We start from the raw sequence: 23,709 nt of genomic DNA, 5'->3' as shown, positions 1-23,709 counted from the left end.
CTTAGTCCATGCGTCGTTTGAAGTTACCAAAGCATGAATTAATTCCAATTCATTCGGTTTTGCTGGTCTAATACTTACTCGTTTTTCTTCCACGATACTCCCCTATTCTTTGAAGCAAACTAACGCCCTGCTAAGTGGCTGACAACGCGACCACTGCACTCAACCAAACCGCCGTAAACACTATACCCGACTTGAACGAAAATTGCCCCGCGTTGGCAGTCCGTCTTGAGCAGATTGTTAGTTGGCTAGCACGCACTGAAGTTTCCATTTTCCACAGTAGAATCAGCGAGCGCCCTAAATTAGTAGACTGGACAACTTAAACATCCAAAGCTCCCTTTGCAAAGGCAAGCTAAAAGCTACGATAGTCCATTGCATGCAAGAGTCACTGAAACCAGTAAACCTGATACGCCCGTTCTTCAAACCAGACACAAAACTAGAAAGGCAAGCTAGCCACCAAGCCAATTCAATAACAGAGAAATTTCTGCTTGCCGAAGTACGGAGAACGGATGTAAACGACGCCTACAGAACCCGTACCTAAAACCAAGAAACTATTGCCAACTAACGCCCTGCTAAGTGGCTAGCAACGCATAACACGATACTTAAGCTAGCCGCCGTAAACACTGTACCAGACTAGAACCAAAATCGCCGAGCGTTGATAGTCCGTCTTGAGCAGTTTGTTAGCTGCTACGCAGAAGGTTGCGTTTTTCACCCAAGTGCCTAATTTGAAGTACAATATTGGTTTCGAATGATAATGTAAATTGGACAGTTCACAAACCAAAAACCAATTGATGAAATAGGCTTGTGAAAGAATGCTTTCGAAGAAGCCAACTACCAAGTGAGCAAAACAGATGTAGTCACAGCAGCATTTCAACACCCAAGAAGCCGCACCAAAGAACTAAACAAACACACCACTTCAGTAAGCCGACTTTGGCTGATTCAACCACTTTTCGAACAGTGCCACTGGCGAGATAGTTTGTACCTAAGGACTATCAGGCGTGAAGCGAGAGCCCAGTATTCATGAGCACTTAAGCCCTTAGTTCCTTTAAATACCAGCTAACGCCCTGCTAAGTGGCTGACAACGTAACACAAAACGTAAACATGCCGCCGTAAACACAGAACAAACTTTGAAGTGAATTCGCCGAGCGTTGGCAGTCCGTCTTAAGCAGATTGTTAATAAAGTACTTTCGGCGCGCTCTAGACCCAAACAACCCACCGAACTCAACAGTACAAACCAACCAGATTTTTATTGGCTACTGACCCACTGTCCTTTCCAGAAACCAACTTTGAGCAAGTAGCCAAACCAAAGTGACTGAGAACAGGCCATCCACTGCAGTCACGGACAGTTAATTGCCACAACGATGAACGTTTGAGAGCGAAGATGGTTGTTGGCATATTAGCGCATTCGATGTTTTCAAATGGCATTTACGTCAAAGAAACTTGAGAACTCAGAGCGCGCTGAGAAAGAGAATTTGTGCCGAAAAAGGTACAGCCATTGAAAGACTACATAGCAAAAAAACTATTCGTTAACAGTAGCTTATTAACGCCGCATTAAGGTGTGAGCAGCGATTGGCTATACTTGAGCGAAGCGAAACTGCCAAGCGTTGCGAATCACTCTTAAATGCTTTGTTAGCTATTTGGTGAAGTGTAGCCCGTTGTTGTCGCTACGACTTCAAATCCCCGCTTTGATACTATCGGTTTACTCATGTCTGAGGCATCGATTATCAGATACTTAACACCTTTCGACTTTGCTTCAGCGATGCGCTTATTTAGGAGCAAGCTATAGTACCCATTGCCTCGAAATTCTTTGATTGTGCTTCCGCCCCAAATACCTGCAAATGGGCTGGTTCCATTAAATGTTAGCCAAGCGGAAGTCACTGGCTGTCCATTTACATACACAACATAAATGGATACCGAATCTGGAGATTGTTCTTTGAGACTCATTAAGTAATTGTATTGCCAATCGAAATCCCCACCCCATACCTGTTCTTGAACCTTTATTGCATCACGAATGCCTTGGCTATCGAAAACTTCTGTGATCTGAGATTCATCGAAGAATTCGTTAGCTGTTTTAGAAAGGTCTAAAACCATAAATGATTCGGTATCTTCTTGTTCAAAACCATTAGCGAGTAATACACTGCCGATATTGCTTGGTTTATCGGTACTATATGTCTTCCACTCAAAGCATAATTTGCGTTGGCCAAAGTAAGCAAGTTGCTCTTTAACTATTGATTCAGTGAGGCTTTCATCAAAGTCAAAGAACGAAATATAACTGCCGTGACGATCTTTAGACACGAATTTAGTCAGATTACTATCTGACTCCTTTACGCCATTAAACGAGTGAATAAGCTTGCGTTCAAACTCATTGTACTCTCGCATTACATCCACTGTATTCATTTTATCCTCGTATATAGCTAACGCCCTGCTAAGTGGCTAACAACGCAAACCACGAAACTTAAACTAACCACCGTAAACACTGTACTAAACTAGAACTAAAATCGCCGAGCGTTGATAGTCCGTCTTAAGCAGATTGTTAGCTTTGTTTTTCGTCTTCAAGGAACCTCCAAATACCATCGTCGCTTTTCCTGATAATAAACGTATAGGCCTTTGACTTTTTGAATATTGTTTTCTCAGCGTCGTGAACATATGCTTTTGCTTTTATTCCCGCGTTCGTATAGCCTGCCTTTTCCACAATTGGGCGAAAAAACTCCCATATCAGATCTGCCCTTTCTCGCAGTGATACTTTGTTGTCTATGGAATCTGTTATGTAATTAATTATGAGTACCCACTCCTTTGACCCCGCAGCATATATTTTTGAGATGCTTTGCACTTCGATAGTTTCTCCAGAAGGCAATATCACTGACTTAGTTGCAGCTTCCGACAATGGAGGGAACAACAGAAACAACGCTATCAGAAACTTAACCATATGGTATTTATGCATACTAAATCCTTGTTTGAAAGCTAACGCTGTGTTAAGTGGTGAACAACGCCCCACTTAACTTAATAAAGCCACCTTAATCACTGCACGGGAATTTGCAACCAAAACCGCCGAGCGTTGAGAATCCAGCTTGAACACTTTGTTAATAAAGTACTTTCCGCGTGCTCTACAACCAAACGGACCACCGAACTCAACAGTACAAACTAACCAGATTTTTATTGGCTACTGACCCACTGTCCTTTCCAGAAACCTGCTTTGAGCAAGTAGCCAAACCAAAGTGACAGAGAACAGGCCACCCACTGAAGTCACGGACAGTTAATTGCCACAACGATGTACCTTTGAGAGCGAAGATGGCTGCTGGCATATTAGCGCTTTCGATGCTTTCAAATGGCATTTACGTCAAAGAAACTTGAGAACTCAGAGCGTGCTGAGAAAGAGGACTTGTGCCGAAAACGGTACAGCCATTGAAAGACTACATGCCAAAAAAACTATTCGTTAACAGTAGCTTATTAACGCCCTGTTAAGGGGTGAGCAACGCAATACCGAAGCTGCCGCATACCACCTTAACCACTAAAACTAACGCATAGTAAAAATGCCACGCGTTGCGAATCCCTCTTGAACAGTTTGTTAAGCGATTTTGTCCGTACTTATTTGGTCTTGATTTTCGATCACTTCAATCACAGGTTCTTGTGTAAACTGAATATCAGGTAGAAGTTTAGATACCGCTGGAGCTATTTGAAGTGCACCAGTTGCTATTGTTGTAATAACAGCAGCATTTGCCATGTAAGCCCAAAACTTCTTAGCAACTGGATGATTCTCTACTGGTTTGACTAGATCATTTTTCAAGATCGCATGTCCAAATGTTTCTTCTACAATCTGAACAACTTCTTTTGAACCCGTAATTTTGTAGTCATCAGCTGCAACTACCACTTTCTTTAACTGAGCTAGCATATATGACTTAATACTTTCTGGTAGCTCAGATGCCTCTACTTCTGAAATAAGCTCCAAAGCACCAGATGAAATTTTTTCCACTTCTTGCTGCGGCAATATCGCTTGAGGGGCACGCAAAGATAAAAAATCTGATGTCATAGTTAAGTAATTGAAAACATGTTCATTAAGATGCTTTGAAAACTCATTCCATTGCCCACTGAAATTGCTTTCCGAGAATGCTCTTTCTACGGGTTGGCACCAATGCATGTAACGCTCAATATTTATGCCATCAACTTTCTTCAACTCATCTACAACCTCAGATGACAACGCAAGTACCTTACCAAGCTTACCTAAAAAAGTGACTTTATCATTAGGGTTTACATCTAACAGCTTACACCACACTGCTCTACAGTTTTGAGTAGCATTTTGCTGTTTACCTTCCTCTAAGATATTTAATAATCTTGCCGCAGGATTATTCATAATTGTACTCATCTATATTCCTCTATATCGATGATATATCGAATCGCTTAACAGTTCTTAGACAGAACAATTCTATAAAAAACTACAGAACCAATCTGCAATAAAACTTTAACTACCCCCACGTTACCAAATCAACTTACTAAATAACAGTTACTTACATCAAACAGAGAAAATTACGAATCACAAAATGCAGAATTGTTCTATATAGCATGATTTTCGTCCTGCCTCCGTTAATGTGTATACTTATACAGTATCAATATTATATTACAAAAAAAGCCCCGCATTTGGTAATGCGAGGCTTTCAAATTCAGTTTAGAAGCTAATTCTTAGCCTACAATGCCACGCGCTTTTAAGAACTCAGCGTAAGTGCCTTTAAAGTCTGTAATCTTGTTGTCTTTTATCTCGATGATACGCGTAGCTAACGAATCTACAAATACTCGGTCATGAGATACGAAAAACAGTGTGCCTTTGTATTGCTCTAACGCATTGTTCAAAGACTCAATAGATTCCATATCCATGTGGTTGGTTGGCTCATCCATTAACAGCATGTTTGGCTTGTGCATCATTAGCTTACCTAAAAGCATGCGGCCTTGCTCACCACCAGAAAGTACTTTTACTGATTTTTTGATGTCGTCTTGTGAAAACAACATACGACCTAAGAAGCTACGAATTACTTGCTCGTCATCACCTTCTTGGCGCCACTGACCCATCCAATCCATCAGGTTGAGATCTTCTGCAAAGTCTTCTGCGTGGTCTTGTGCGTAGTAGCCAATGTTCGAGTTTTCAGACCACTTAAATTCACCAGTGCGAGGTTCCAATACACCAGCAAGAGTGTTGAGTAGTGTTGTTTTACCAACACCGTTCTCACCAATAATTGCAACACGCTCACCAACTTCAAAAATCGCATTGAAATCGTTAAACAAATCTTCTTCAAAGCCTTGGCTTAAGTTTTCAACATTCAATGCATTACGGAACAGCTCTTTCGACTGTTCAAAGCGGATGAATGGGTTTTGGCGGCTTGACGCTTTTACTTCTTCGAGCTGGATTTTGTCGATTTGCTTAGCTCGTGATGTCGCCTGCTTCGCCTTAGAAGCATTAGCAGAGAAACGTGCGACGAAGGTTTGTAGTTCTGCAATTTGAGCTTTCTTCTTCGCATTGTCAGACAATAGGCGGTCACGTGCTTGCGAAGCAGCCATCATGTACTCATCATAGTTACCTGGATATACACGAAGCTCACCGTAGTCTAAATCTGCCATATGCGTACATACTGAGTTTAAGAAGTGACGGTCGTGCGAGATGATAATCATGGTGCAGTTACGCTGGTTCAGCGTTTCTTCCAACCAACGGATAGTATCCATATCCAAGTTGTTGGTTGGTTCGTCAAGTAGCATAATATGCGGGTCTGCAAACAGTACCTGAGCAAGAAGCACACGAAGTTTCCAACCAGGAGCGACTTCACTCATTAGACCGTAGTGTTGCTCTTCAGGAATACCAACCGCAAGTAGCAGCTCACCTGCTTTAGAATCAGCCATATAACCGTCCATTTCAGCGAAATGAACTTCTAAGTCGGCAACGAGCATACCCTCTTCTTCACTCATCTCTGGCAAAGAGTAAATACGGTCACGCTCTTTTTTTACTTCCCACAGCTCCTTGTAACCCATGATAACGGTATCGATGACGGTGAACTCTTCGTAAGCAAACTGATCCTGATTTAGCTTGGCTACGCGTTCATTAGGATCATAACTTACGTTACCACCTGTCGGGTCAAGCTCGCCGCTTAGGATTTTCATAAATGTTGATTTACCACAGCCGTTCGCACCGATAAGGCCGTAACGGTTACCTTCACCAAACTTAACAGAGATGTTTTCAAAAAGTGGCTTAGCGCCAAATTGCTGTGTGATGTTGTTAGTGGAAATCAATGTCGTTACCTATAAAATATGAAAAACCGCGCCACACTACTGTTTACTGAGTCGAACTTCAAGTTTTGTTTTGCCAAGGCATGCAAACCATCAGCTATGTAAAAGCAATCTAACTTTTATGAGTTGGTTTTGGGCTGGGGTTCTATATAATCGCCGCCAGTTCCATCAGTAGGTCACAATCATGAAGAAGATAACCCCTCTAATCATTGCATCTTTGTCTTTAGCTTGTTCTGTCGCGATAGCGAAGAACACTTTTAATGCTAACCCAGTTTGGGGAAACGACACATATGGTCATTTGCAAACAGGTGATATCGTTTATCAGGATGATGAAATCATCTGTTTACATGGTAAGACCAATAAATGCTATGACAAGGAAGTGGTGATGAAGTGTGGTTTGCCACCAGAGTCGTTAGCAGAGAAGCTGAAATATCAGGAATGCAAAGACGCTCTAGCGGAAGAATCAAAATAGTTAGAAAAACGGTCAGCACTATTGCTGACCGTTTTGTTAAAGGTTCATGACCTTGAGTTGAGGTTCTGCTCGTTCCGGAAGATAAATGCTAAACTGGCTCCCTTCCCCCCATTCAGAATTAACTTTGAGCTCACCGCCCGATTGGCTGAGAATACTTTGCGAAACCGAAAGACCTAACCCCGTTCCATCACGCTTAGTGGTGTAAAATGGTGAGAAGATTCGTTTTAAGTTCTCTGGTTTAATTCCACACCCTTCGTCTTTCACATGAATAACCGCACCGAGCGTCCTGCCATCTTCGACCCAGTCTTCACTTGAAACGATCAGGCGACCTTTACCTTGCATGGCGTGAATGCCATTCATTTGCAGGTTGACGAGAATTTGCAGTAGCTGATGGCGATTAACTTCGACTGAAGATTGCGCATTCAACTCGGTCTCAAAGGTAACTTCACGCTTTTTGGCACCTGTTTTAACCAAAGTCACACTCTCTTCGATAATGGGATTGACGCGCTGCCAAGTAATCTCATCTTGTACACCACCTTGCCGACTGTATTGCAGTAAGCTCCGTGTGATATTTCGAATACGGTCAATCTGCGCGTGAATCGCTTCAATCTCCTCTTTAACTCGAGACGATTCATCCCCCAACTCAAACTGCATAAGTTCAACATTACCTAGGATCACTGCGGTCGGGTTATTAATTTCATGAGCAATACCTGCAGTAAGCTCACCAAGCGCCGCCAGTTTTTCATTAACGACAAGTTTATCTCTTGTTTGGTTGAGCAGTTGAATGTGCAATTCTAACTCCTCGGTTTTTTCTTTTAGACTCGCAGTTCGATCTTGCACTTTGCACTCTAGTTGATTAGCTGCACGTAGAATTTCGTTTTTACGTTGTTTGAGCAGGTCAAGCATATTGTCAAACTGCTTGGCAAGTTGCGCCAGTTCATGCCCTTCGTCTAGGCCAAGAGGCCCAATGCGCGTTTCCTTACCTAGTTGAATCATTTTTACCACGCGGTGAATATGCTCGATCGGGACAAACAGATCGCGAGAACCCCGATAAACGAGCAAACTTGAGATAAACAGCAAGAAGAGTGTTGTAATCGATATCTCGGCGATATTGGTCATGTAAGTGGCGACAAATGGCCATAGCAAATACCCTGTGTAGAGCATGCCAATCACATTATTGTACTGATCGTACAACGGCTGATATGCGGTGATGTACCAAGCATCGTATACAAATGCTAAGTTGGTCCACTCATGCCCTTCGATTAAGACCGCTTGTCTCACCTCGTTTGAGACACGTGTACCAATCGCTCTTCCAAGCCGATCCTTACTATCGAGCGGAACATTAGTGCTCACACGAAGATCATCTAAAAAAACCGTTAGTGTACCGACAGGGCGTAGACTATCTTGTTTAGAGGGATAAATCAGATCACGAATGGTATCGACCAATACAGTACTGTTATTAAGCAGTAAACCACCATCTAAAAAGCCAATAATATCGTTAGATTGGCTGCGTATCGGAATGACGGTGCGGCTAACCAGTCCTCGGCTTTCAACCGTATTGTTCTCAAGTATTGGCGTTTGGGCGCGTTTGACCAGATCATTACCGAGTTCGCTAAGCTCTTTCTCTGTCAGCACATCAAAGAATGATTCTCTATGGGTAAGATCCATAAAGCGGAATTTGTTCTCCATGCTGTCAACACGATGAAAACGCAAAAAGTCGAGCTTATACCTGTCTCGCTGATTTGCAACCCAGCTCTTCAATTCAGCATCGCCGAAACTTCGTTCGCGCACTCGCGTAACAAATTCATATGAGCTAGCAAATGCTTTAACATGATTCGCTTGTTTCTCTTGAATTAACTCAATGCTATTTTCCGCGACACCAAGCCGCTCAGAGACATCGACTAAAGCACTCTGCCAAGTGTAATGGATTGACCAATAGATGGTAATACCAATTAGCGCGACAAGTGTTAAAGCGATAGGTGCAGAGGTCAGAATCATCAAGCGATATCGAACCATGGTTTTAAATCGATAGCGCCATTTTGACCAAAATGAGGGGCTATTCGGCATAGCTTGATTCCTCATTCTCCCACTCTTTGTATTTGCGCTCTAACGTTTTGCGCGCTACACCTAAATCTCGTGCTGCGGCTGATTTATTTCCGTCATGATAATCCACTAACTGTTGAATATGCGCTTTCTCAACTTTCTTCAGTGTCCATGTATTGGGGTAGCCCTCTTGCTGATTGGTCGGAGTGGTAAGCTCAATAACTTCCGCTCCGCTCGATACCGTCATGGTCACAGATGGCTTTAACGTATCACCATGAATCTCGCGCCAATAATGTGCCGGAGGTTTGCCGAGCAGAATGCAGCGCTCTATAAGGTTTTTGAGTTCACGAATATTGCCCGGCCAGTCATATTCGTTCATAGCAAGAATATCTTCATGTGCCCAATTGGGATTGGGCATTCCAAGCTCCAACGCCAACATCTGTGTAAAAAATGGGACGAGCTCAATGAGATCTGCTTTACGCTCTCTTAGTGGCATCACATCGATCTTAAGTACATTGAGTCGATAGAATAAGTCGGCGCGGAAATTGCCCTTATTCACTTCTTGTTGAAGATTTCGATTCGTTGCTGCCACAACTCTAACGTCGATCGTTATTTCCTTCTCTCCACCGACAGGGCGAATAGTCCTTTGCTCTAGCACGCGTAGTAAAGCCGATTGCATAGCAAGCGGCATCTCACCAATTTCGTCTAAGAATAGTGTTCCTCCATTCGCAACGCGAAACAAACCTTCGCGACTTTTCTTGGCCCCGGTAAACGCACCTGCATTGTGACCAAAAAGCTCACTTTCAAGTAGTTCCGGTGCAATGGCACCACAATTGATTGGCACAAATGGTCCACTGCGTTGGCTTGCTTCGTGTATACCTCGCGCGACTAGTTCTTTGCCTGTCCCTGATTCACCTTCCACCAATACAGATGCGCGAGAAGGTGCAAATTGGCTAATCAGTTGTTTTAGCAATGCCGTTTTCTCTGAACCGCCAACAATGTCTGTGACAACATGGCGTTTAAACTCATGACGAAGCGCAAATTGGTGGCGCTTTTCTAAGCGTTTATCAATGCAACGCTTAACCGCTTGCAACATCTGCTCTAGGTTAAATGGTTTAAGGATAAAATCCGACGCACCCAATTTGAGAGCAGATATTGCCGTCTCCAGATCGGCGTAGCCCGTCATAAAGATGATATCGGCTTTTTTATCTGGGTCTGTGAATGCTTCTTCCCATTCAATTCCAGAACGCCCTGGCAAATTAATATCGAGAACGATCAAGTCATAATGGTTGGCGCTTCGAAGCTGCTCTGCTTCTTCGATACTTCCAACACAGTCAACTTTTGAAAACCACTTGCTTAAGGCTTTGTTCAGTATCGTTTGCATTCCAATTTCATCATCGACGACAAGTACTGAAAATGCTTGATATTGAGAAACTTTGTTAGGCTCGAATGATGGAGGCATGATGACCACTTGCTTTATAGGGTAATTGGGACAGAGTGTACCAAGTTTATCAGTACGCGACTCAATAAATGTGAGACATTTTGTCCCTCATCAAGTTTTTGTGTGCTAACTTATTGATATTTAGTTTGAAAAGTATCATGAATTGTTGGCATTAAGATTGCTATTAATGTTTGCTAACTGACAACACGAATCTTACGGCATAGGTTCACCACTCTTAATTTGTCTAGCCCAAATTATAGAAAACGGATTAATAACAATATGAATGCAATTTCTCTTACTTTAGTGACAGCGTCCTTGGCGCTCGTTAGCTACTCTGCTTCTTCGGCTGATAATTCTCATGTACGCCTAGCAACGACAACAAGTACTTATCACTCAGGCTTACTCGACTACCTACTACCACAATTTGAAAAGGATACAGGGTACAAGGTTGATGTCATTGCCGCAGGGACAGGAAAATCCCTTAAAATGGGAGAAAACGGCGATGTCGATTTGGTCATGACTCACGCACCTAAAGCCGAGGCCAATTTTGTCGACAAAGGTTATGGCGTATTACCCCGTAAGCTCATGTATAACGATTTTGTTATTGTAGGGCCTCATGCAGACCCTGCCGAAGTTGCAAAACAAAAAGACGTCGCTGATGTGTTCAAAAACATTGCCAACATGAACGCCACTTTTATCTCTCGCGGAGATGATTCCGGCACTCACAAAAAAGAAAAAGGCATCTGGCAGCAAACCAAAATCGAGCCAAACTTTGGTGGTTACCGTAGCGTTGGCCAAGGGATGGGCCCAACTCTCAACATGGCCAACGAAATGCAAGGCTACACCATGACTGACCGTGGCACTTGGTTAGCCTACAACAACAAGCTTGATCTTGAGATTTTGTTTCAAGGTGACAAGAAGCTGTTTAACCCATATCAGGTGATATTGGTTAACCCAGAACGCTACCCGAGTATTAACTACCAAGGAGCGAAAGAATTCAGTGACTGGTTGGTTAATCCAAGAGGGCAAAAACTGATTAATGACTTTACACTCCACGGCAAACAGCTTTTTGTTGCTAATGCGAACGAGAAATAAGCCTAAATGAGCCTTTGGCAAACCACCCTCGATGCGCTTGCCTTGTTAGTGAGCTTTGATAAAGAGCTGTGGGAGATCGTCGCGGTCTCCTTCAGCGTCTCTTTGTCTGCGATTTCAATAGTTCTTTTCCCGGCGATCATTTTCTCATTTGTATTGGCTTATACAAATTTTAAAGGCAAATGGTTGTTTCTATCCCTGATTAACACACTGCAAGCCATTCCGACAGTAGTGATTGGTCTATTGCTATATATGCTATTGTCACGTGCTGGCCCTCTAGGCGACTGGCAGATGCTGTTTACGCAAAAGGCGATGATTGTTGGTCAAATGCTGATTGGTTTTCCGGTGTTGGTATCAATGATGCACGGCGCATTGCAGTCTAGCGATCAAAGAGCAGTTGAAACCTCAATTACATTGGGCGCTTCTATACCGCGAATTATTGCCACTATGGTGTGGGAAACACGTTTTCCACTCTTGGCAGCAGCGATAGCGGCGTTTTCTCGCATTGTAACCGAAGTGGGTTGTTCAACCATGGTGGGTGGCAACATTATGGGGATCACTCGTAACATCCCTACAGCAATTGCGATGGAAAGCCATAAAGGAGCGTTTGCTCAAGGAGTCGCTTTGGGCATCGTCTTGCTTACATTGGCACTGATACTAAACTTCATGCTGACTAGTATGCGTGGTAAAGGTTACTTAAGGACTTAAGGGCGCTGTATGACAATTAAGATCACGGCACAGCATCTTTCTATGCGCTTTAAAGAGCGTGTACTGTTCCACATCCCTACTCTCTCTATTGGGCCAAACGACGCTATCTATCTTAAAGGTGATAATGGAGTCGGCAAAACCACACTACTCAAAATCTTGTCTGGGTTAATGAAACCATCAACAGGAAAAGTAAATGCGCCAAGCGATACGTGGTTACACAGACTGTTTCGGCGCTTTGGTCGTAAAGGCGTGATCTACCTTCATCAGTCTCCGTACCTTTTCGACGGAACGGTTTATGAAAATGTTGTCTACGGTATCCGCTTCGAAAAAGATGCAGCAAAAGATAAGCGAGCTCAAGTTATCACTGCACTTCGCATGGTAAGCTTAGAAACTTTAGCAGACGAGCATATTTCGGTCTTGTCCGGTGGAGAAAAGCAACGTGTGGCGATGGCTCGGGCATGGATACTTAAGCCTTCGATTCTTTTGATGGACGAGCCAAGCGCGTCACTAGACCAAGAATCGATTGAGCGCTTAGTGGTCATGGCGAAAGATCTTTTAGATCGCGGTTCTAGCTTAGTCATCACCAGTCACCAGCAAAATGCACTGACTGAGCTTTGTAATAAGCAATGGGTAATTAGTGGCCTTGAGCTGAAAGAATATTCGAACCATGACTTTGAGTTAAACAATGTCGTTGTGTTGAAAGATAAATCATTAGATACAAAAGTAAGTAGTAGAGGATAGTCTACGACGAGCTGTAACACATAATGCACTAAGCCTGTGGGCTTGAAAGAGAAAATAGATTTGCTAGAGTGCAAGCCCAATAACAAGATAATATCAGATACGACAACTATGCTTCATGCAAAAGAGACAAGCTGGGTAATTTTAGCTGGTGGTCAGGCAAGCCGTATGGGAGGGCAAGATAAAGGTCTTGTTTTACTCAATGATAAGCCATTGATCCAACACGTGATCAAAAGACTGACACCTCAAACTGAACGCATCTTGATTAATGCCAATCGCAACCATGAGGCATACCAAAAATTTGGCGAGGTCTTTTCTGACCAATTTAAAGACTTCCCTGGCCCAATGGGCGGTATTCATGCAGGACTCATCAACGCGCCAACCGATTGGGTAGGTTTTGTACCATGCGATAGCCCGCAAATTAACAGTGATTTGGTAGAGCGCTTTTGCCAGTCGGTAACAGATAGCACCGACATTTTAGTGGCTCATGACGGTGACCATCAACAACCTGTTTTCACCTTGTACCATAAGCGTGTATTACCCAAACTCACCGCTTTTCTTGAGCGCGGAGATCGTAAGATCATTCTTTTGTACAAAGAGTGCAACACTGAATATGTCGATTTCAGCGACTCACCAAACTGCTTTGTAAACTTAAATACCCCAGAAGAACTGGCCCAATTCGGAACCATCAGCTGATGACTTTAAATCTTCCTATCCCTATTCTAGGTTTTGCCGCGTATTCAGGTACGGGGAAAACAACACTGTTAGAAGCACTTCTGCCAAAGTTAACAGAAGCGGGCCTACGTATCGGTATGCTGAAACATGCACACCATAATTTTGACGTTGATAAAGAAGGCAAAGATAGTTACCGACTAAGAAAAGCTGGCGCTTCGCAAATGTTGATCTCTTCAAGAAACCGCTTTGCTTTAATGACAGAAACGCCTGAGCATGAATCTGAGTTTGCCTATCTGTTATCACGCTTCGACATGGATAAGCTTGATGTCATTTTAGTTGAAGGCTGTAAAAACATCGCCTTTCCTAAGATTGAACTTCATCGTGAAGTAGTAGGTAAACCTTGGCTATACAACAATGATGACAACATCATCGCAATTGCAGCAGACTCAATTGTTGAAGATAGCGACCTACCGCAAATGAACATCGACGATTTAGATGCGATCGCGCGATTTGTCACCGAGTATGTACAAAGCCAAGCTGAGCCAAAGAAAAACGAAGCGGCTTGTTGTGATACCCTCTCCCCTGCTTTCCTATCTGTCGAGCAAGGACGTGACAAAATTCTTTCGCTGGTTAACCCTGTAGCTGGATCCGAAAAATGCCCTATCACACAAACGTCCGGTCGCGTGCTATTTGAAGATGTCATCTCTCCGGTCAACGTCCCTCAATACACGAACTCAGCGATGGATGGCTTTGCTATTCGTGGCGAAGATGCCGATTTAGAAAGCTTTCAAGTCGTCGCTGAGGTGTTTGCCGGTCACGCTTACGATCGTCCGCTCGATAAAGGTCAAGCGGTTAAGATTATGACAGGTGCCCCTACCCCTGAAGGTGGCGACACCGTCATTATGCGCGAGCAAGCTCAGCACAATAGTGACATTGTCACATTCTCTTCAGATATCAAAGTGGGTCAGAATGTACGACAAGCTGGAGAAGACTTAGCAATAGGCTCTTCCGTGTTTACCACAGGTCAGCGAATCGCTTCGCCAGAGATGGGAATGATCGCTTCACTGGGCATGGCTGATTGCAGCGTTTATCGCAAGCTAAAGGTCGCCATTTTCTCTACTGGTGATGAAGTGCAAGCCCCAGGTAGCGAGCAAAAGCAAAACTCCATTTATGATTCGAACCGTTTCACCATCATGGGGATGCTAGAGACCTTAGGCTGTGAAATTCTCGACTTCGGTATTATCGAAGATGACGAAGCTCTGATGATAGAAGCGTTAGAGAGCGCAGCTTCGAAAGCCGATGTCGTCATGACTTCTGGTGGGGTTTCAGTCGGTGACGCCGATTACATTAAACTTGCACTAGATAAGCTTGGTCAAATCGATTTCTGGCGAATAAACATGAGACCAGGACGTCCACTCGCCTTTGGCCACATTCAAAACAAACCGTTTTTCGGTTTGCCGGGTAATCCTGTCGCGGTCATGGTTTCGTTTATTAACTTTGTAGAGCCTGCAATAAGAAAAATGCAGGGAGAGCAAGATTGGCAGCCACTAAAGGTCAACGCTATTGCTAGTGAAAACTTACGCTCACGCCAAGGTCGTACCGAGTTTAGTCGTGGTATTTATGAACTCGATTATCGCGGCCAGTTAACGGTTCGCACAACAGGTAAACAAGGTTCAGGAATCTTACGTTCTATGAGTGAAGCAAACTGCTTGATAGAGATTTCACCAGCGATTGATACAGTTAAAGTCGGTGAAAGCGTGACAATCATCCCGCTTCAAGGCAGAATCTAGTTATTAAGATGAGGTCAGCGTTGCTGGCCTCTTTAGTTTTATCGATTTGGAATTATTTATGGCTCGCACAATCCTCTACACTTACAAAGAAGAAGAGAAAACACTGACCTTCTCCTACCAGCAGTATCGTAACATCCACGAAGCTGTCGCTGAAGCTGAAGGTATTGATATCTCGGAGTATTTGAAAATGGAGCAACAAATCGAAGCGATTTCAGACACAAAATCCGTGCGCAACTACCGCGATAACTACTTTAGAAAACTGGGCTTTGGGCGGATCACATTGCAACAAAAAGAAAACCTTGGGGTTGGCAAAAAGAATCAATAAACAATAGGGCTGCAATTGCAGCCCTATTATATCCGAAATGAGTAACCTTACTTGATATTAAGGAAAGCTGCACCACGTACACCGCCTGAATCACCATGTTTAGCTTTGATGATTTTAGGGCACTTCGCTACAGAAAGAAGGTATTTAGGTACGCGCTTTGGCATTTCTTCGTAAATCAGTTCGAAGTTAGAAAGACCGCCACCTAGCGCAACAACATGGGGATCATTTGCAGTGAAGATGTTGGCAAAGCAGATCGCCAATAACTCCATAAAGCGTTCAACATGCTCGGTAGCCTTAGATTCACCCGCTTCATAAGCTTTGATGATATCGATCGCCTTCTTCTCTTCACCAAAGTAATGGGTGTAAATTAACTCAAAACCGCGGCCTGATAGGTAACTATCTAAACAACCTTTTTTACCACAGCCACAGCCCAATAATGGGGCGTTGTCACCTAGGTGAAACCAAGCATCGATTGGTAAGCGCATATGACCCAGCTCACCAGCAACGTGGTTTCGGCCAGAGAATACCGCACCATCATAAATCAAGCCTCCACCAAAACCGGTGCCAAGAATTAAGCCCATCACTGACGGCTCATCTTTTAATTCTTCATCCCAAGCCTCAGAAAGAGCAAAACAGTTCGCGTCGTTTTCAATTTTAACGCTACGACCAATTTTCGCTTCTAGATCAGCACGTAAAGGCTTACCCTTTGCAGCAGGCACGTTAACCGTTAATACTGTTGCGTCATCAGCGTCTTCCATACCTGGTAGGCCCAGACCGATTTTGCCTTCACTACCGAATTCTTGATCGTATTTAGTGACTAGGCTAGCAATGGTATCAACCAATAATGCATAGTCATCCGTTGGCGTTGGTACGCGTTCCGTTGCAACACGCTCGAGTTTTTCGTTAAATGCACCAAATTCAATCTTAGTGCCACCAACGTCAAAGCCGTAGTACATCTCTTCTCTCCCAGAAAAATAACTCAAAAATTCGTTTAATCGACTTATTATCCATATAGCTACGCCTACAAACTGTGATTTAGAACGGATTTAGCTCGGTAATGGTTTTAACTGCGCAGCGTGTATACAACCAGATGATAATAATTAGACCAGTTTCTCGTTTCTTATCTCTTCGATGAAACGATTCAAGGCTGGTTTTGTGTCGTCACGTCTATTTCGAGTCTTACTATTCATATAGCTTTCCCGAAATACCGCAAACCAACTCGACAAAGTTTTCGCTAACTTAGCTTCGCCAAACTCCTCAAATACCAAACTGGCTACCTCCGCCGTGGCGAGGTGCTGGTCATTTTCTGAACGGCGCATCATATATTGAGAGACAGAATCAGGGCGAATTGATATCACAGGTAAAGCATCTAAATATGGCGACTTATTGAAGATTCGTCTCGCTTCTCGCCAACTGCCATCAAGAAAAATGAGCAAAGGCACTTTGTTTCCACACAATGCTAGTGCGTCCCCCTTAATCAATCTTGTTTCATCCGATACGTACTCATCTGGAAAGATGACAACTGGCTGATATTTTGGGTTACTCAACACTTGAAGCATTTCTTTGTCGGGTTCAGTTCTACTCCACTGATAAGCGTATCCATCTTTAACTGTATCCAGTATTAAGCGCCCTGTATTGCTTGGTTTAAAAACTTCGTTTTCTGATAAGATCAGCATCGCGCTAATATTGCTGTTTACGTCAGGTTGATAAGCGCATAGACAGTCTTTTTCCGCTACTTGGCAGTACTGACATCGAACAACTTTACTTCCTCGCGCAACAAATGGTTTAGTCGAGCGGTCTAATCGCTGTTGATACAAGCGATGAAAGGCGTGGATTCTCATGGTGTATTGTAGATAATAAACAAGGGGAGCCAGTTTACCCACCCAACCAACAGTTGCAAGGATTACAAGATGCAAAATCCAGAAATGATTCGACTGAGTTTCTTTCTTTCTGTACTCATTCTTTGTGGGTTGTGGGAGTGGTTAACACCACGTAAACAACTAACTCAAAGTAAGCTCTATCGTTGGCTTAACAATCTCGGGCTTATCGCTTTCAACTCTGTATGCTTGAGTTTGGTGATGCCTATTCTGGCTTTTGAGTCTGCGATATACGCCGCGGATAGCAATTGGGGCTTACTAAATCAATTCCAATTGCCTTCATACATTGAAATTATTATCTCAGTTGTACTCCTTGATCTAACTATTTACTTACAGCACCTGGTGTTTCATCGCATCCCTATTTTATGGCGTTTGCATCGAATGCATCATGCCGACCAAGATATCGATGTAACGACGGGAACTCGTTTCCACCCTATCGAAATTATCTTGTCAATGTGGATAAAAATTGGTTTGGTGCTAATGTTTGGGGTTTCCCCCATCGCCGTTATCGTATTTGAAATTATTCTCAATGCCAGTGCTATGTTTAATCACAGCAATGCGTTTTTGCCACTAAAAATAGATGGAATGCTGCGAAAAGTGATTGTGACACCTGACATGCACCGCATTCACCACTCGGTCATTGAGAAAGAAACACATTCAAATTTTGGTTTCTTTTTATCCATTTGGGATCGGATGTTTAACACTTACCGAGCACAGCCCGTATTAGGGCATGAAAACGTTAAGATAGGTATTCCAATGTTCCAAAGTCGCACCGAGCAGCGACTGGATAAAATGCTTACGCAACCTTTTAGACGTACTTAAAAGGAGTATTGTGCTTCTTCATCACCTCATTGGGTTACAGTGCGTATTTATGAAGCATGGTTTGTTGATTACCTGCTATATTAGCGACTTTTTGTGAGCTCTCTACCACAGACTCGAGTTGTCGCTTAGTTAGGTCACCCTGTTCTGAGACGCGCGTAATAGACTCACTCACGTGCGCTGTAGCACGCTCTTGCTCTCCCGTCGCAACGGATATCTGCTCAACACGAGCTTTAATATGATCAACCGCAGTTTCAATGTCTACAAAAGTTGCTTTCACTAGCTCACTCGATTCGAGGGCGTTGGCCATTTCTTGGCGTGATTCTTCTACAGCAACGCGTGAGCGCTCAGCAGCACCGACGAGTTGATTCATACGATCACGTATATTGGTAGTTTGGTTGGAAGTATCGCTGGCAAGCTTTCGTACTTCGTCGGCAACAACAGCAAAGCCTCTGCCCTGCTCTCCTGCACGCGCAGCTTCTATCGCGGCATTCAGTGCTAATAAGTTCGTGTTTTCTGCGATACCAGATATTAGGTCAACCATTTCTCGAATCTGTCGCACTCGCTTATCTAGCTCTACCATTGAGGTCTCGTTAGCATTGAGGGTGTTCTCTAATGCTTGTAAACGCGTTCGGTTTTCTTCAATAGCCGTCACACCTTGGCCCGACAGTAAGGCCGCTGACTTGGATTCTTGATAGGATTCGGTGGTTACCGTTGAAATCTGACGGATAGACGCCTCAAGTTGGTTGACGGTAGTTATCATACTCGATAGCGAGTCATTTTGTTCACTTAAGCTTTGATTTGATAGCTCTGCCGCACCATGGCTGATTTCTGCGGTTTGATATAATGTCTCGCAGTTTCGAGTAACGGTCGCAATGGACTCTTTCGTCGATGCCATCACTTGGTTGAGCTTAGAAGCAATTTCTTTCATCTCCAGCGGACCAAGCAATTGAGCGTGCCCAGTCAGATCGTGATGAGTCATTTTGTTTAAGTGACTTATGATGTTGTTCAAACCTCGGTTAATCCATTGCTTGAGCATAAGCCAAGCAACGATTATGACAGCAACCAATAGAGCCCCGCTGACTAATAGCACAACGGTTATTGCATCCATCGTATTAGCTACCACACTCTGGCTATCACCGATTAAGGATTCGGCAGTGGACGAGATCTGATTTAGCATTGAAATTGTTTGATTCGCGATTATGGTTACTTCCGCAACTTGCTCTGACTGCGTAGTCGCTAGTTGCAGTTTTAAAAGGATTTGGTCAACAATGCCATCTTTTTCAAAACCTGATAATACCATGTCGTAGCTTGCCGTTAAGCTTGTAAAGTCTACGACGTCCGGATGCCATTCTTTGAAGTCGTCATACGCTAAGTTGACGCCAGCTAAACGATTTTTCATTTCTCGGTATTCTTCATTGGCTTTTGAAAGATCTGAATGCATCATCAACTGCACAAACGAGCTTTCCATTGAACTAACGTTGGCGATAAATCGGTTCGCCGCGTCTGCTGATTCTGGGTTACCACCAACTAGGAATGAGCTAATTCTGTTCATTTCTGGGCCAACAGAACCAAGCCCATAGCGAAACGCATCAAGGTCCTCATTGATTTTTACTTGTCTACTCAGAATGTTTTGTTGAGTACCAATCACACTCGCAGTCAGTGCTTTGAGCGATTGGATCGAGCCTGAAAGCTGCTCTGTTTGTTGCAATGAAATCGCATTATTAAAGCTCGATGATATGTTTCCGATTTGCTCGTAGAGCTGATCAATGTTTGATTCTAAAGACGATATTTGCTGTTCAATATGACGAAGAGTTTCTTTATCTTGAGTTTGCGTGACATAACTAAGCTGCTTGGCTTGATCTAGAATGTGGTGAGTTAGCCTCGCGTTAGTCATTGCAAGGGGCAATGCTTGTTCAGATAGGCCTGAAAATTGTAAGTTAATTCGCTCTAAGCCCTTAAGACTCGTGACAGAAAGTAAAATCACCAGTAAGGTAATTGTTATAAATACAGCACTGATGGTTTGAATCAGCGATAGTTTAAGTTTGCCTTTTTTCAGCGTGTCCATTTGGAAATAAGGTCCTAGTACTAAAGTTATCAGTGAGGCATATTATGTCTGGTTTGTTACGCTTAGATTTCAGTAAAGGTTATTAATGAAGCATCTAGTTTTTCGTGTGAGTCACTTCAAAACCCTTCTTTTATGCCTAGCCGTAGCGGGCTGCAGCAGTCAGCCCGAACATGACTTTAGCTCAGCAAACGGCGCAGCGCTTACTGAACAAGAAGAAATCACAAAAAATTCATTACTGGATGTTTACCGAGTATGGAAAGGCGCGCCCTATCGTTTAGGCGGGACAACCGTGAGTGGCGTAGATTGCTCTGCGTTCGTTCAAACCACATACAAAGACGCTCTTGGAATGCAGTTACCGCGCACAACACTCGATCAAGTGAAGTTGGGGCAACAGATAGGTTACTCTGAAGCGAGTGTTGGTGATCTTGTGTTTTTTAAAACGGCCCCAAAAGTAAGGCATGTTGGTGTGTATATAGGTAACAAGCAGTTTATGCATGCCTCTACTTCAAAGGGGGTAATTATATCAAGATTAGATAACCCTTACTGGGCATCAAAATATTGGCATTTCAGACGAGTTAGCTACTCGCCTGAAATTAACTAAGTGTTTTAATCGTACTTAGCCACAGCGGAATCGAATAAGTTCTTGACTAATGCAATGTACTCATCCAAAAATCCAATCTGCTCATTGGTGGCTGGTTTTGCCCAAACGCCCGCAAGCACTTCACTTAAGTCTTCAACTACCGAGTCTGCCTCTTTTAGAAGCTGAAAACGAACGCTAGAGTGCAACTCTGGATTTTGCTCAAAGATCGCCATAATATTACTCGCGACCATATCAGTAACGACATCTTCTACGCTTTCAGTTCCGACATCGCCATCCTCAGATGCGAATACGTCAAGATTAAAAGCCAAATGCTCTATTAAAGCCAAGTAACCATCGGTTTCAACAACCACAGCCTATCTCCGTTATAAATTATGTCGTTGACTAACATCCTTAATACTAAGACATATCAATGAATAGTTACAACCAAAGTCGAATAGGTTGCTGACTTCCTGCACAAATTCAGCAATCACCTTTAATAAAGCTAGCATAGGATCGATTTATAGGAAGCTAAATTGAGTCCAAAACCGTGATTCACTTGAGTAGCAAATTGGTGTTTTAGCGACTAGGTGGAGCAAGTTCACACTTTTGCGTTGTGAGGAAGCAATCTGTCTAAATGGTTGAATTTTTTGCACTATGAATCAGTATTCATTCAAAGCTTCTTCTACACTAGTAGCAAGGCAATTAATACTAGGACGAGATATGTGGCAGGCCATTTCTAAACAACTTTCCGAAACCTTAATGTTTTCTTATGACATTATTGAAAAAGAAAAAGTGCATGGTGGTGATATTAGTGATTGCTACATGGTGTCAGATGGTGAGCAACGTTACTTTGTAAAACTTAACAAGCGCGATTTTCTACCTAAATTCGATATCGAGGCAGAAAACATCCGTATTTTACGCGAGAGTAACACTGTATACGTACCAGAACTCATCTTAACGGGTAAATCCAAAGACCACTCTTTCATTATCCTCAACTACCTTCCAACCAAGCCTTTGGATGATAGTAAAAACAGTTACGCTTTTGGACAACAGCTCGCTCGTTTGCATCAATGGGGAGATCAAAAAGAATATGGATTTGATCAAGATAATTATATTGGCTCAACGCTTCAGCCAAACAAGTGGAGTCGCAAGTGGGCAAGGTTTTTTTCAGAGCAACGAATAGGCTGGCAACTTCAATTATTGAGGGAGAAAGGTATTGATCTTGTCGATATCAATGAATTTACCCAACTTGTCCATGACAGATTAGTTAATCACCACCCTAAGCCCGCTTTACTTCACGGCGACCTATGGCACGGTAACGTTGCGAATTCGGTATTCGGACCAATTTGTTACGACCCCGCGTGCTACTGGGGTGATCGTGAATGTGATATTGCGATGACCGAATTGTTCGAAGGCTTCCAACCAGAGTTTTATCAAGGTTATGAAAGTATCGCCCCTCTCGACTTTGGCTATAGTGAGCGAAAAGACATCTATAACCTTTATCACGTCCTCAATCATTATAACCAGTTTGGCGGTCACTATTTAGAACAATCACAAAGACTTATAAAGCAGATTCTTTCATACTAACTAAAAATAATTTAATATTTACAATCAGTTACACTAACTTACCATCTTCGTTGTCAATTATTTTTACTATCAATAGTGAAGTAAGGGGCAACGAATTTTTGTTTTCCTTACCTAAGTCAAATTTTGTACTTAATTCATACCGAACATGAACTTCTCAGCTTAAGATTATAGTGTCGACAGGGGCTCTCCTTAGTGTTAACAGGAGGCAGTTAGGCATTGGTTTTTCGACAGGTTGTAAGGAAAAAGATATGCAAAAATATACAGAAAAGATGGTTTCATGCCCTCACTGCGGACATTCGATTGGTATCACATTAGATGCTTCAAACGGCAGCCAGAACTTTTATGATGACTGCCCAGCATGCTGCCACGCGATTCACTTAAACATGACGGTTGACGAGCAGTTGGATAAAATAGAACTCCTCGTTGATGCCGATGACGAACAAATTTTTTAAAAAGCGCCTTGGGCGCTTTTTTTACACCACTGCTGGGTGGGTCTCACATTCGGTTCGCAAGCACTCTCTCAACCGTGTCCACAATCGCTTGAGTTTGAGGATCAAACTCAACATTGATCTTATCTCCAACCTTTCTTTGTCCAAACAAAGTACGTTCTAAGGTTTCTGGAATGAGATGGACAGAAAAACGGTTCTCTTCTACTTCGCCGATAGTTAGTGAACAACCATCTAGACCAATATAACCTTTTGCTAATACATACTTAATCATATCTGCCGGAACGCAAAACCAGATAGTACGATTGTTTGGTGTATTAATCACCTCGACCACCTCACCGACTAACGAGATGTGACCCGACATAGAATGCCCACCAATCTCATCGCCAAACTTAGCGGCTCGTTCAATATTGACTAAGTCACCCTCATTCAGTTCACCCAGATTCGTCAACGACAGCGTTGCATGCATAAGATCAAAGTCAACTGAGCTGCCATCAATATTTGTTACGGTCAGACAACAGCCATTGTGTGCTACCGACGCACCAATCTTTAAACCTTCGGCCATTTCTTTTGACAATTGAATCGTATGAGTCTGAAACTTTTCTTTCTTTTCTATTGCAATGACTTCCGCCATGCCCTGAACTATTCCTGTGAACATTAATTATTTCCACGAGTTTTTCATGGTGCTTAGTGTGACATTTCTTTATCATCACGCACAATCATTTTCTCTTATGTTCACTACTTTCAATCACGCATGGCTTTCGTTCGAATAACTTGTAGTTAGAAC

22 protein-coding genes are annotated in these 23,709 nt (G+C 43.1%); 11 read left to right on the top strand and 11 right to left on the bottom strand.

The genetic code is table 11. The features are described 5' to 3' along the window. Positions 1-1,626: 1,626 nt before the first annotated feature. From ZX61_RS14095 to ZX61_RS14080, 4 genes are all read right to left on the bottom strand, one after another. Positions 1,627-2,394, bottom strand: a complete 768-nt coding sequence (locus ZX61_RS14095) for a GNAT family N-acetyltransferase (protein WP_049845264.1) — start codon at positions 2,392-2,394, stop codon at positions 1,627-1,629. Between the two features lie 136 nt (positions 2,395-2,530). Then, positions 2,531-2,938 (bottom strand): hypothetical protein, encoded by a 408-nt coding sequence (locus tag ZX61_RS14090; RefSeq protein ID WP_049845263.1) that lies wholly within the window; start codon positions 2,936-2,938, stop codon positions 2,531-2,533. 624 nt (positions 2,939-3,562) lie between these two features. Then, positions 3,563-4,357 (bottom strand): hypothetical protein, encoded by a 795-nt coding sequence (locus ZX61_RS14085; RefSeq protein ID WP_049845262.1) that lies wholly within the window; start codon positions 4,355-4,357, stop codon positions 3,563-3,565. Between the two features lie 314 nt (positions 4,358-4,671). Beyond that, positions 4,672-6,264: an ABC-F family ATPase gene (locus tag ZX61_RS14080; protein WP_049845261.1), complete on the bottom strand. Its 1,593-nt coding sequence runs from the start codon at positions 6,262-6,264 to the stop codon at positions 4,672-4,674. Between the two features lie 181 nt (positions 6,265-6,445). On the opposite strand from ZX61_RS14080, the gene ZX61_RS14075 reads away from it, so the two are divergent. Then, positions 6,446-6,733 (top strand): hypothetical protein, encoded by a 288-nt coding sequence (locus ZX61_RS14075; RefSeq protein WP_049845260.1) that lies wholly within the window; start codon positions 6,446-6,448, stop codon positions 6,731-6,733. Between the two features lie 36 nt (positions 6,734-6,769). Here ZX61_RS14075 and ZX61_RS14070 read toward each other — a convergent pair whose 3' ends face one another. Both ZX61_RS14070 and ZX61_RS14065 read right to left on the bottom strand, forming a co-directional pair. After that, the gene (locus ZX61_RS14070) at positions 6,770-8,800 is read right to left on the bottom strand and encodes a sensor histidine kinase (RefSeq protein ID WP_049845259.1); all 2,031 of its coding nucleotides are present in this window, start codon (positions 8,798-8,800) and stop codon (positions 6,770-6,772) included. Further along, the gene (locus tag ZX61_RS14065; RefSeq protein WP_049845258.1) at positions 8,790-10,238 is read right to left on the bottom strand and encodes a sigma-54-dependent transcriptional regulator; all 1,449 of its coding nucleotides are present in this window, start codon (positions 10,236-10,238) and stop codon (positions 8,790-8,792) included. Before ZX61_RS14065 ends, ZX61_RS14070 begins: the two co-directional genes overlap by 11 nt. Before the next feature lie 258 nt (positions 10,239-10,496). Here ZX61_RS14065 and ZX61_RS14060 point away from each other — a divergent pair, with 258 nt between their 5' ends. The 6 genes from ZX61_RS14060 (at position 10,497) to ZX61_RS14035 (ending at position 15,545) form a co-directional block, all read left to right on the top strand. Then, complete coding sequence (locus ZX61_RS14060) at positions 10,497-11,312, top strand: substrate-binding domain-containing protein (protein ID WP_049845257.1); 816 nt, start codon at positions 10,497-10,499, stop codon at positions 11,310-11,312. Between the two features lie 6 nt (positions 11,313-11,318). Beyond that, positions 11,319-12,017 carry an ABC transporter permease gene (locus tag ZX61_RS14055; RefSeq protein WP_049845256.1) on the top strand — a complete coding sequence of 233 codons (699 nt, stop codon included), beginning with the start codon at positions 11,319-11,321 and terminating at the stop codon, positions 12,015-12,017. A gap of 9 nt (positions 12,018-12,026) precedes the next feature. After that, a complete protein-coding gene (locus ZX61_RS14050; protein ID WP_049845255.1) occupies positions 12,027-12,758 on the top strand; it encodes an energy-coupling factor ABC transporter ATP-binding protein in 732 nt (243 codons plus the stop codon). A gap of 108 nt (positions 12,759-12,866) precedes the next feature. Next, positions 12,867-13,451 (top strand): molybdenum cofactor guanylyltransferase MobA, encoded by a 585-nt coding sequence (gene mobA, locus ZX61_RS14045; RefSeq protein WP_049845268.1) that lies wholly within the window; start codon positions 12,867-12,869, stop codon positions 13,449-13,451. Next, entirely contained in the window at positions 13,451-15,220 is a 1,770-nt protein-coding gene (locus ZX61_RS14040; RefSeq protein ID WP_049845254.1) for a bifunctional molybdopterin-guanine dinucleotide biosynthesis adaptor protein MobB/molybdopterin molybdotransferase MoeA, read from the top strand. Before mobA ends, ZX61_RS14040 begins: the two co-directional genes overlap by 1 nt. A gap of 58 nt (positions 15,221-15,278) precedes the next feature. Beyond that, positions 15,279-15,545: a DUF2960 domain-containing protein gene (locus ZX61_RS14035; RefSeq protein ID WP_049845253.1), complete on the top strand. Its 267-nt coding sequence runs from the start codon at positions 15,279-15,281 to the stop codon at positions 15,543-15,545. Positions 15,546-15,592: 47 nt separating this feature from the next. Here the strand turns inward: ZX61_RS14035 and nagK are convergent, their stop codons facing one another. Next, positions 15,593-16,501, bottom strand: a complete 909-nt coding sequence (nagK, locus tag ZX61_RS14030) for an N-acetylglucosamine kinase (protein WP_049845252.1) — start codon at positions 16,499-16,501, stop codon at positions 15,593-15,595. A 144-nt stretch (positions 16,502-16,645) separates the two neighbouring features. Then, positions 16,646-17,386 carry a tRNA-uridine aminocarboxypropyltransferase gene (locus tag ZX61_RS14025; RefSeq protein WP_049845267.1) on the bottom strand — a complete coding sequence of 247 codons (741 nt, stop codon included), beginning with the start codon at positions 17,384-17,386 and terminating at the stop codon, positions 16,646-16,648. A 69-nt stretch (positions 17,387-17,455) separates the two neighbouring features. Here ZX61_RS14025 and ZX61_RS14020 point away from each other — a divergent pair, with 69 nt between their 5' ends. Further along, complete coding sequence (locus ZX61_RS14020) at positions 17,456-18,244, top strand: sterol desaturase family protein (RefSeq protein WP_049845251.1); 789 nt, start codon at positions 17,456-17,458, stop codon at positions 18,242-18,244. A gap of 34 nt (positions 18,245-18,278) precedes the next feature. Here the strand turns inward: ZX61_RS14020 and ZX61_RS14015 are convergent, their stop codons facing one another. Next, positions 18,279-20,309 carry a methyl-accepting chemotaxis protein gene (locus tag ZX61_RS14015; RefSeq protein ID WP_049845250.1) on the bottom strand — a complete coding sequence of 677 codons (2,031 nt, stop codon included), beginning with the start codon at positions 20,307-20,309 and terminating at the stop codon, positions 18,279-18,281. Between the two features lie 85 nt (positions 20,310-20,394). Between ZX61_RS14015 and ZX61_RS14010 the strand changes: the two genes are divergently transcribed. After that, positions 20,395-20,910 carry an NlpC/P60 family protein gene (locus tag ZX61_RS14010; protein ID WP_049845249.1) on the top strand — a complete coding sequence of 172 codons (516 nt, stop codon included), beginning with the start codon at positions 20,395-20,397 and terminating at the stop codon, positions 20,908-20,910. Between the two features lie 5 nt (positions 20,911-20,915). Here the strand turns inward: ZX61_RS14010 and ZX61_RS14005 are convergent, their stop codons facing one another. Next, positions 20,916-21,260 (bottom strand): DUF3802 family protein, encoded by a 345-nt coding sequence (locus ZX61_RS14005; protein WP_049845248.1) that lies wholly within the window; start codon positions 21,258-21,260, stop codon positions 20,916-20,918. A gap of 349 nt (positions 21,261-21,609) precedes the next feature. Here ZX61_RS14005 and ZX61_RS14000 point away from each other — a divergent pair, with 349 nt between their 5' ends. Continuing rightward, the gene (locus ZX61_RS14000) at positions 21,610-22,476 is read left to right on the top strand and encodes a fructosamine kinase family protein (protein ID WP_049845247.1); all 867 of its coding nucleotides are present in this window, start codon (positions 21,610-21,612) and stop codon (positions 22,474-22,476) included. Between the two features lie 248 nt (positions 22,477-22,724). Beyond that, positions 22,725-22,928, top strand: coding sequence for a CPXCG motif-containing cysteine-rich protein (locus ZX61_RS13995; protein ID WP_049845246.1), 204 nt, complete (start codon positions 22,725-22,727; stop codon positions 22,926-22,928). 43 nt (positions 22,929-22,971) lie between these two features. Here ZX61_RS13995 and ZX61_RS13990 read toward each other — a convergent pair whose 3' ends face one another. After that, positions 22,972-23,580, bottom strand: a complete 609-nt coding sequence (locus ZX61_RS13990) for a riboflavin synthase (protein WP_049845245.1) — start codon at positions 23,578-23,580, stop codon at positions 22,972-22,974. Positions 23,581-23,709 lie beyond the last annotated feature (129 nt).

It is taken from the genome of Vibrio sp. VPAP30 (assembly GCF_001188205.1).
Classification (GTDB): Bacteria; Pseudomonadota; Gammaproteobacteria; order Enterobacterales; family Vibrionaceae; genus Vibrio; species Vibrio bivalvicida.
This window is presented reverse-complemented; position numbering and strand designations above follow the sequence as displayed.

Coding starts and splice junctions, on each gene's coding strand:
- ZX61_RS14020 (WP_049845251.1), top strand. CDS start 17,456: ATGCAAAATCCAGAAATGATTCGACTGAGTTTCTTTCTTTCTGTACTC.
- ZX61_RS14090 (WP_049845263.1), bottom strand. CDS start 2,938: ATGCATAAATACCATATGGTTAAGTTTCTGATAGCGTTGTTTCTGTTG.
- ZX61_RS14065 (WP_049845258.1), bottom strand. CDS start 10,238: ATGCCTCCATCATTCGAGCCTAACAAAGTTTCTCAATATCAAGCATTT.
- ZX61_RS14095 (WP_049845264.1), bottom strand. CDS start 2,394: ATGAATACAGTGGATGTAATGCGAGAGTACAATGAGTTTGAACGCAAG.
- ZX61_RS14075 (WP_049845260.1), top strand. CDS start 6,446: ATGAAGAAGATAACCCCTCTAATCATTGCATCTTTGTCTTTAGCTTGT.
- ZX61_RS14085 (WP_049845262.1), bottom strand. CDS start 4,357: ATGAGTACAATTATGAATAATCCTGCGGCAAGATTATTAAATATCTTA.
- ZX61_RS14000 (WP_049845247.1), top strand. CDS start 21,610: ATGTGGCAGGCCATTTCTAAACAACTTTCCGAAACCTTAATGTTTTCT.
- ZX61_RS14055 (WP_049845256.1), top strand. CDS start 11,319: ATGAGCCTTTGGCAAACCACCCTCGATGCGCTTGCCTTGTTAGTGAGC.
- ZX61_RS14035 (WP_049845253.1), top strand. CDS start 15,279: ATGGCTCGCACAATCCTCTACACTTACAAAGAAGAAGAGAAAACACTG.
- ZX61_RS14010 (WP_049845249.1), top strand. CDS start 20,395: ATGAAGCATCTAGTTTTTCGTGTGAGTCACTTCAAAACCCTTCTTTTA.
- mobA (WP_049845268.1), top strand. CDS start 12,867: ATGCTTCATGCAAAAGAGACAAGCTGGGTAATTTTAGCTGGTGGTCAG.
- ZX61_RS14050 (WP_049845255.1), top strand. CDS start 12,027: ATGACAATTAAGATCACGGCACAGCATCTTTCTATGCGCTTTAAAGAG.
- ZX61_RS14025 (WP_049845267.1), bottom strand. CDS start 17,386: ATGAGAATCCACGCCTTTCATCGCTTGTATCAACAGCGATTAGACCGC.
- ZX61_RS14070 (WP_049845259.1), bottom strand. CDS start 8,800: ATGCCGAATAGCCCCTCATTTTGGTCAAAATGGCGCTATCGATTTAAA.
- ZX61_RS13990 (WP_049845245.1), bottom strand. CDS start 23,580: ATGTTCACAGGAATAGTTCAGGGCATGGCGGAAGTCATTGCAATAGAA.
- ZX61_RS13995 (WP_049845246.1), top strand. CDS start 22,725: ATGCAAAAATATACAGAAAAGATGGTTTCATGCCCTCACTGCGGACAT.
- ZX61_RS14060 (WP_049845257.1), top strand. CDS start 10,497: ATGAATGCAATTTCTCTTACTTTAGTGACAGCGTCCTTGGCGCTCGTT.
- nagK (WP_049845252.1), bottom strand. CDS start 16,501: ATGTACTACGGCTTTGACGTTGGTGGCACTAAGATTGAATTTGGTGCA.
- ZX61_RS14040 (WP_049845254.1), top strand. CDS start 13,451: ATGACTTTAAATCTTCCTATCCCTATTCTAGGTTTTGCCGCGTATTCA.
- ZX61_RS14015 (WP_049845250.1), bottom strand. CDS start 20,309: ATGGACACGCTGAAAAAAGGCAAACTTAAACTATCGCTGATTCAAACC.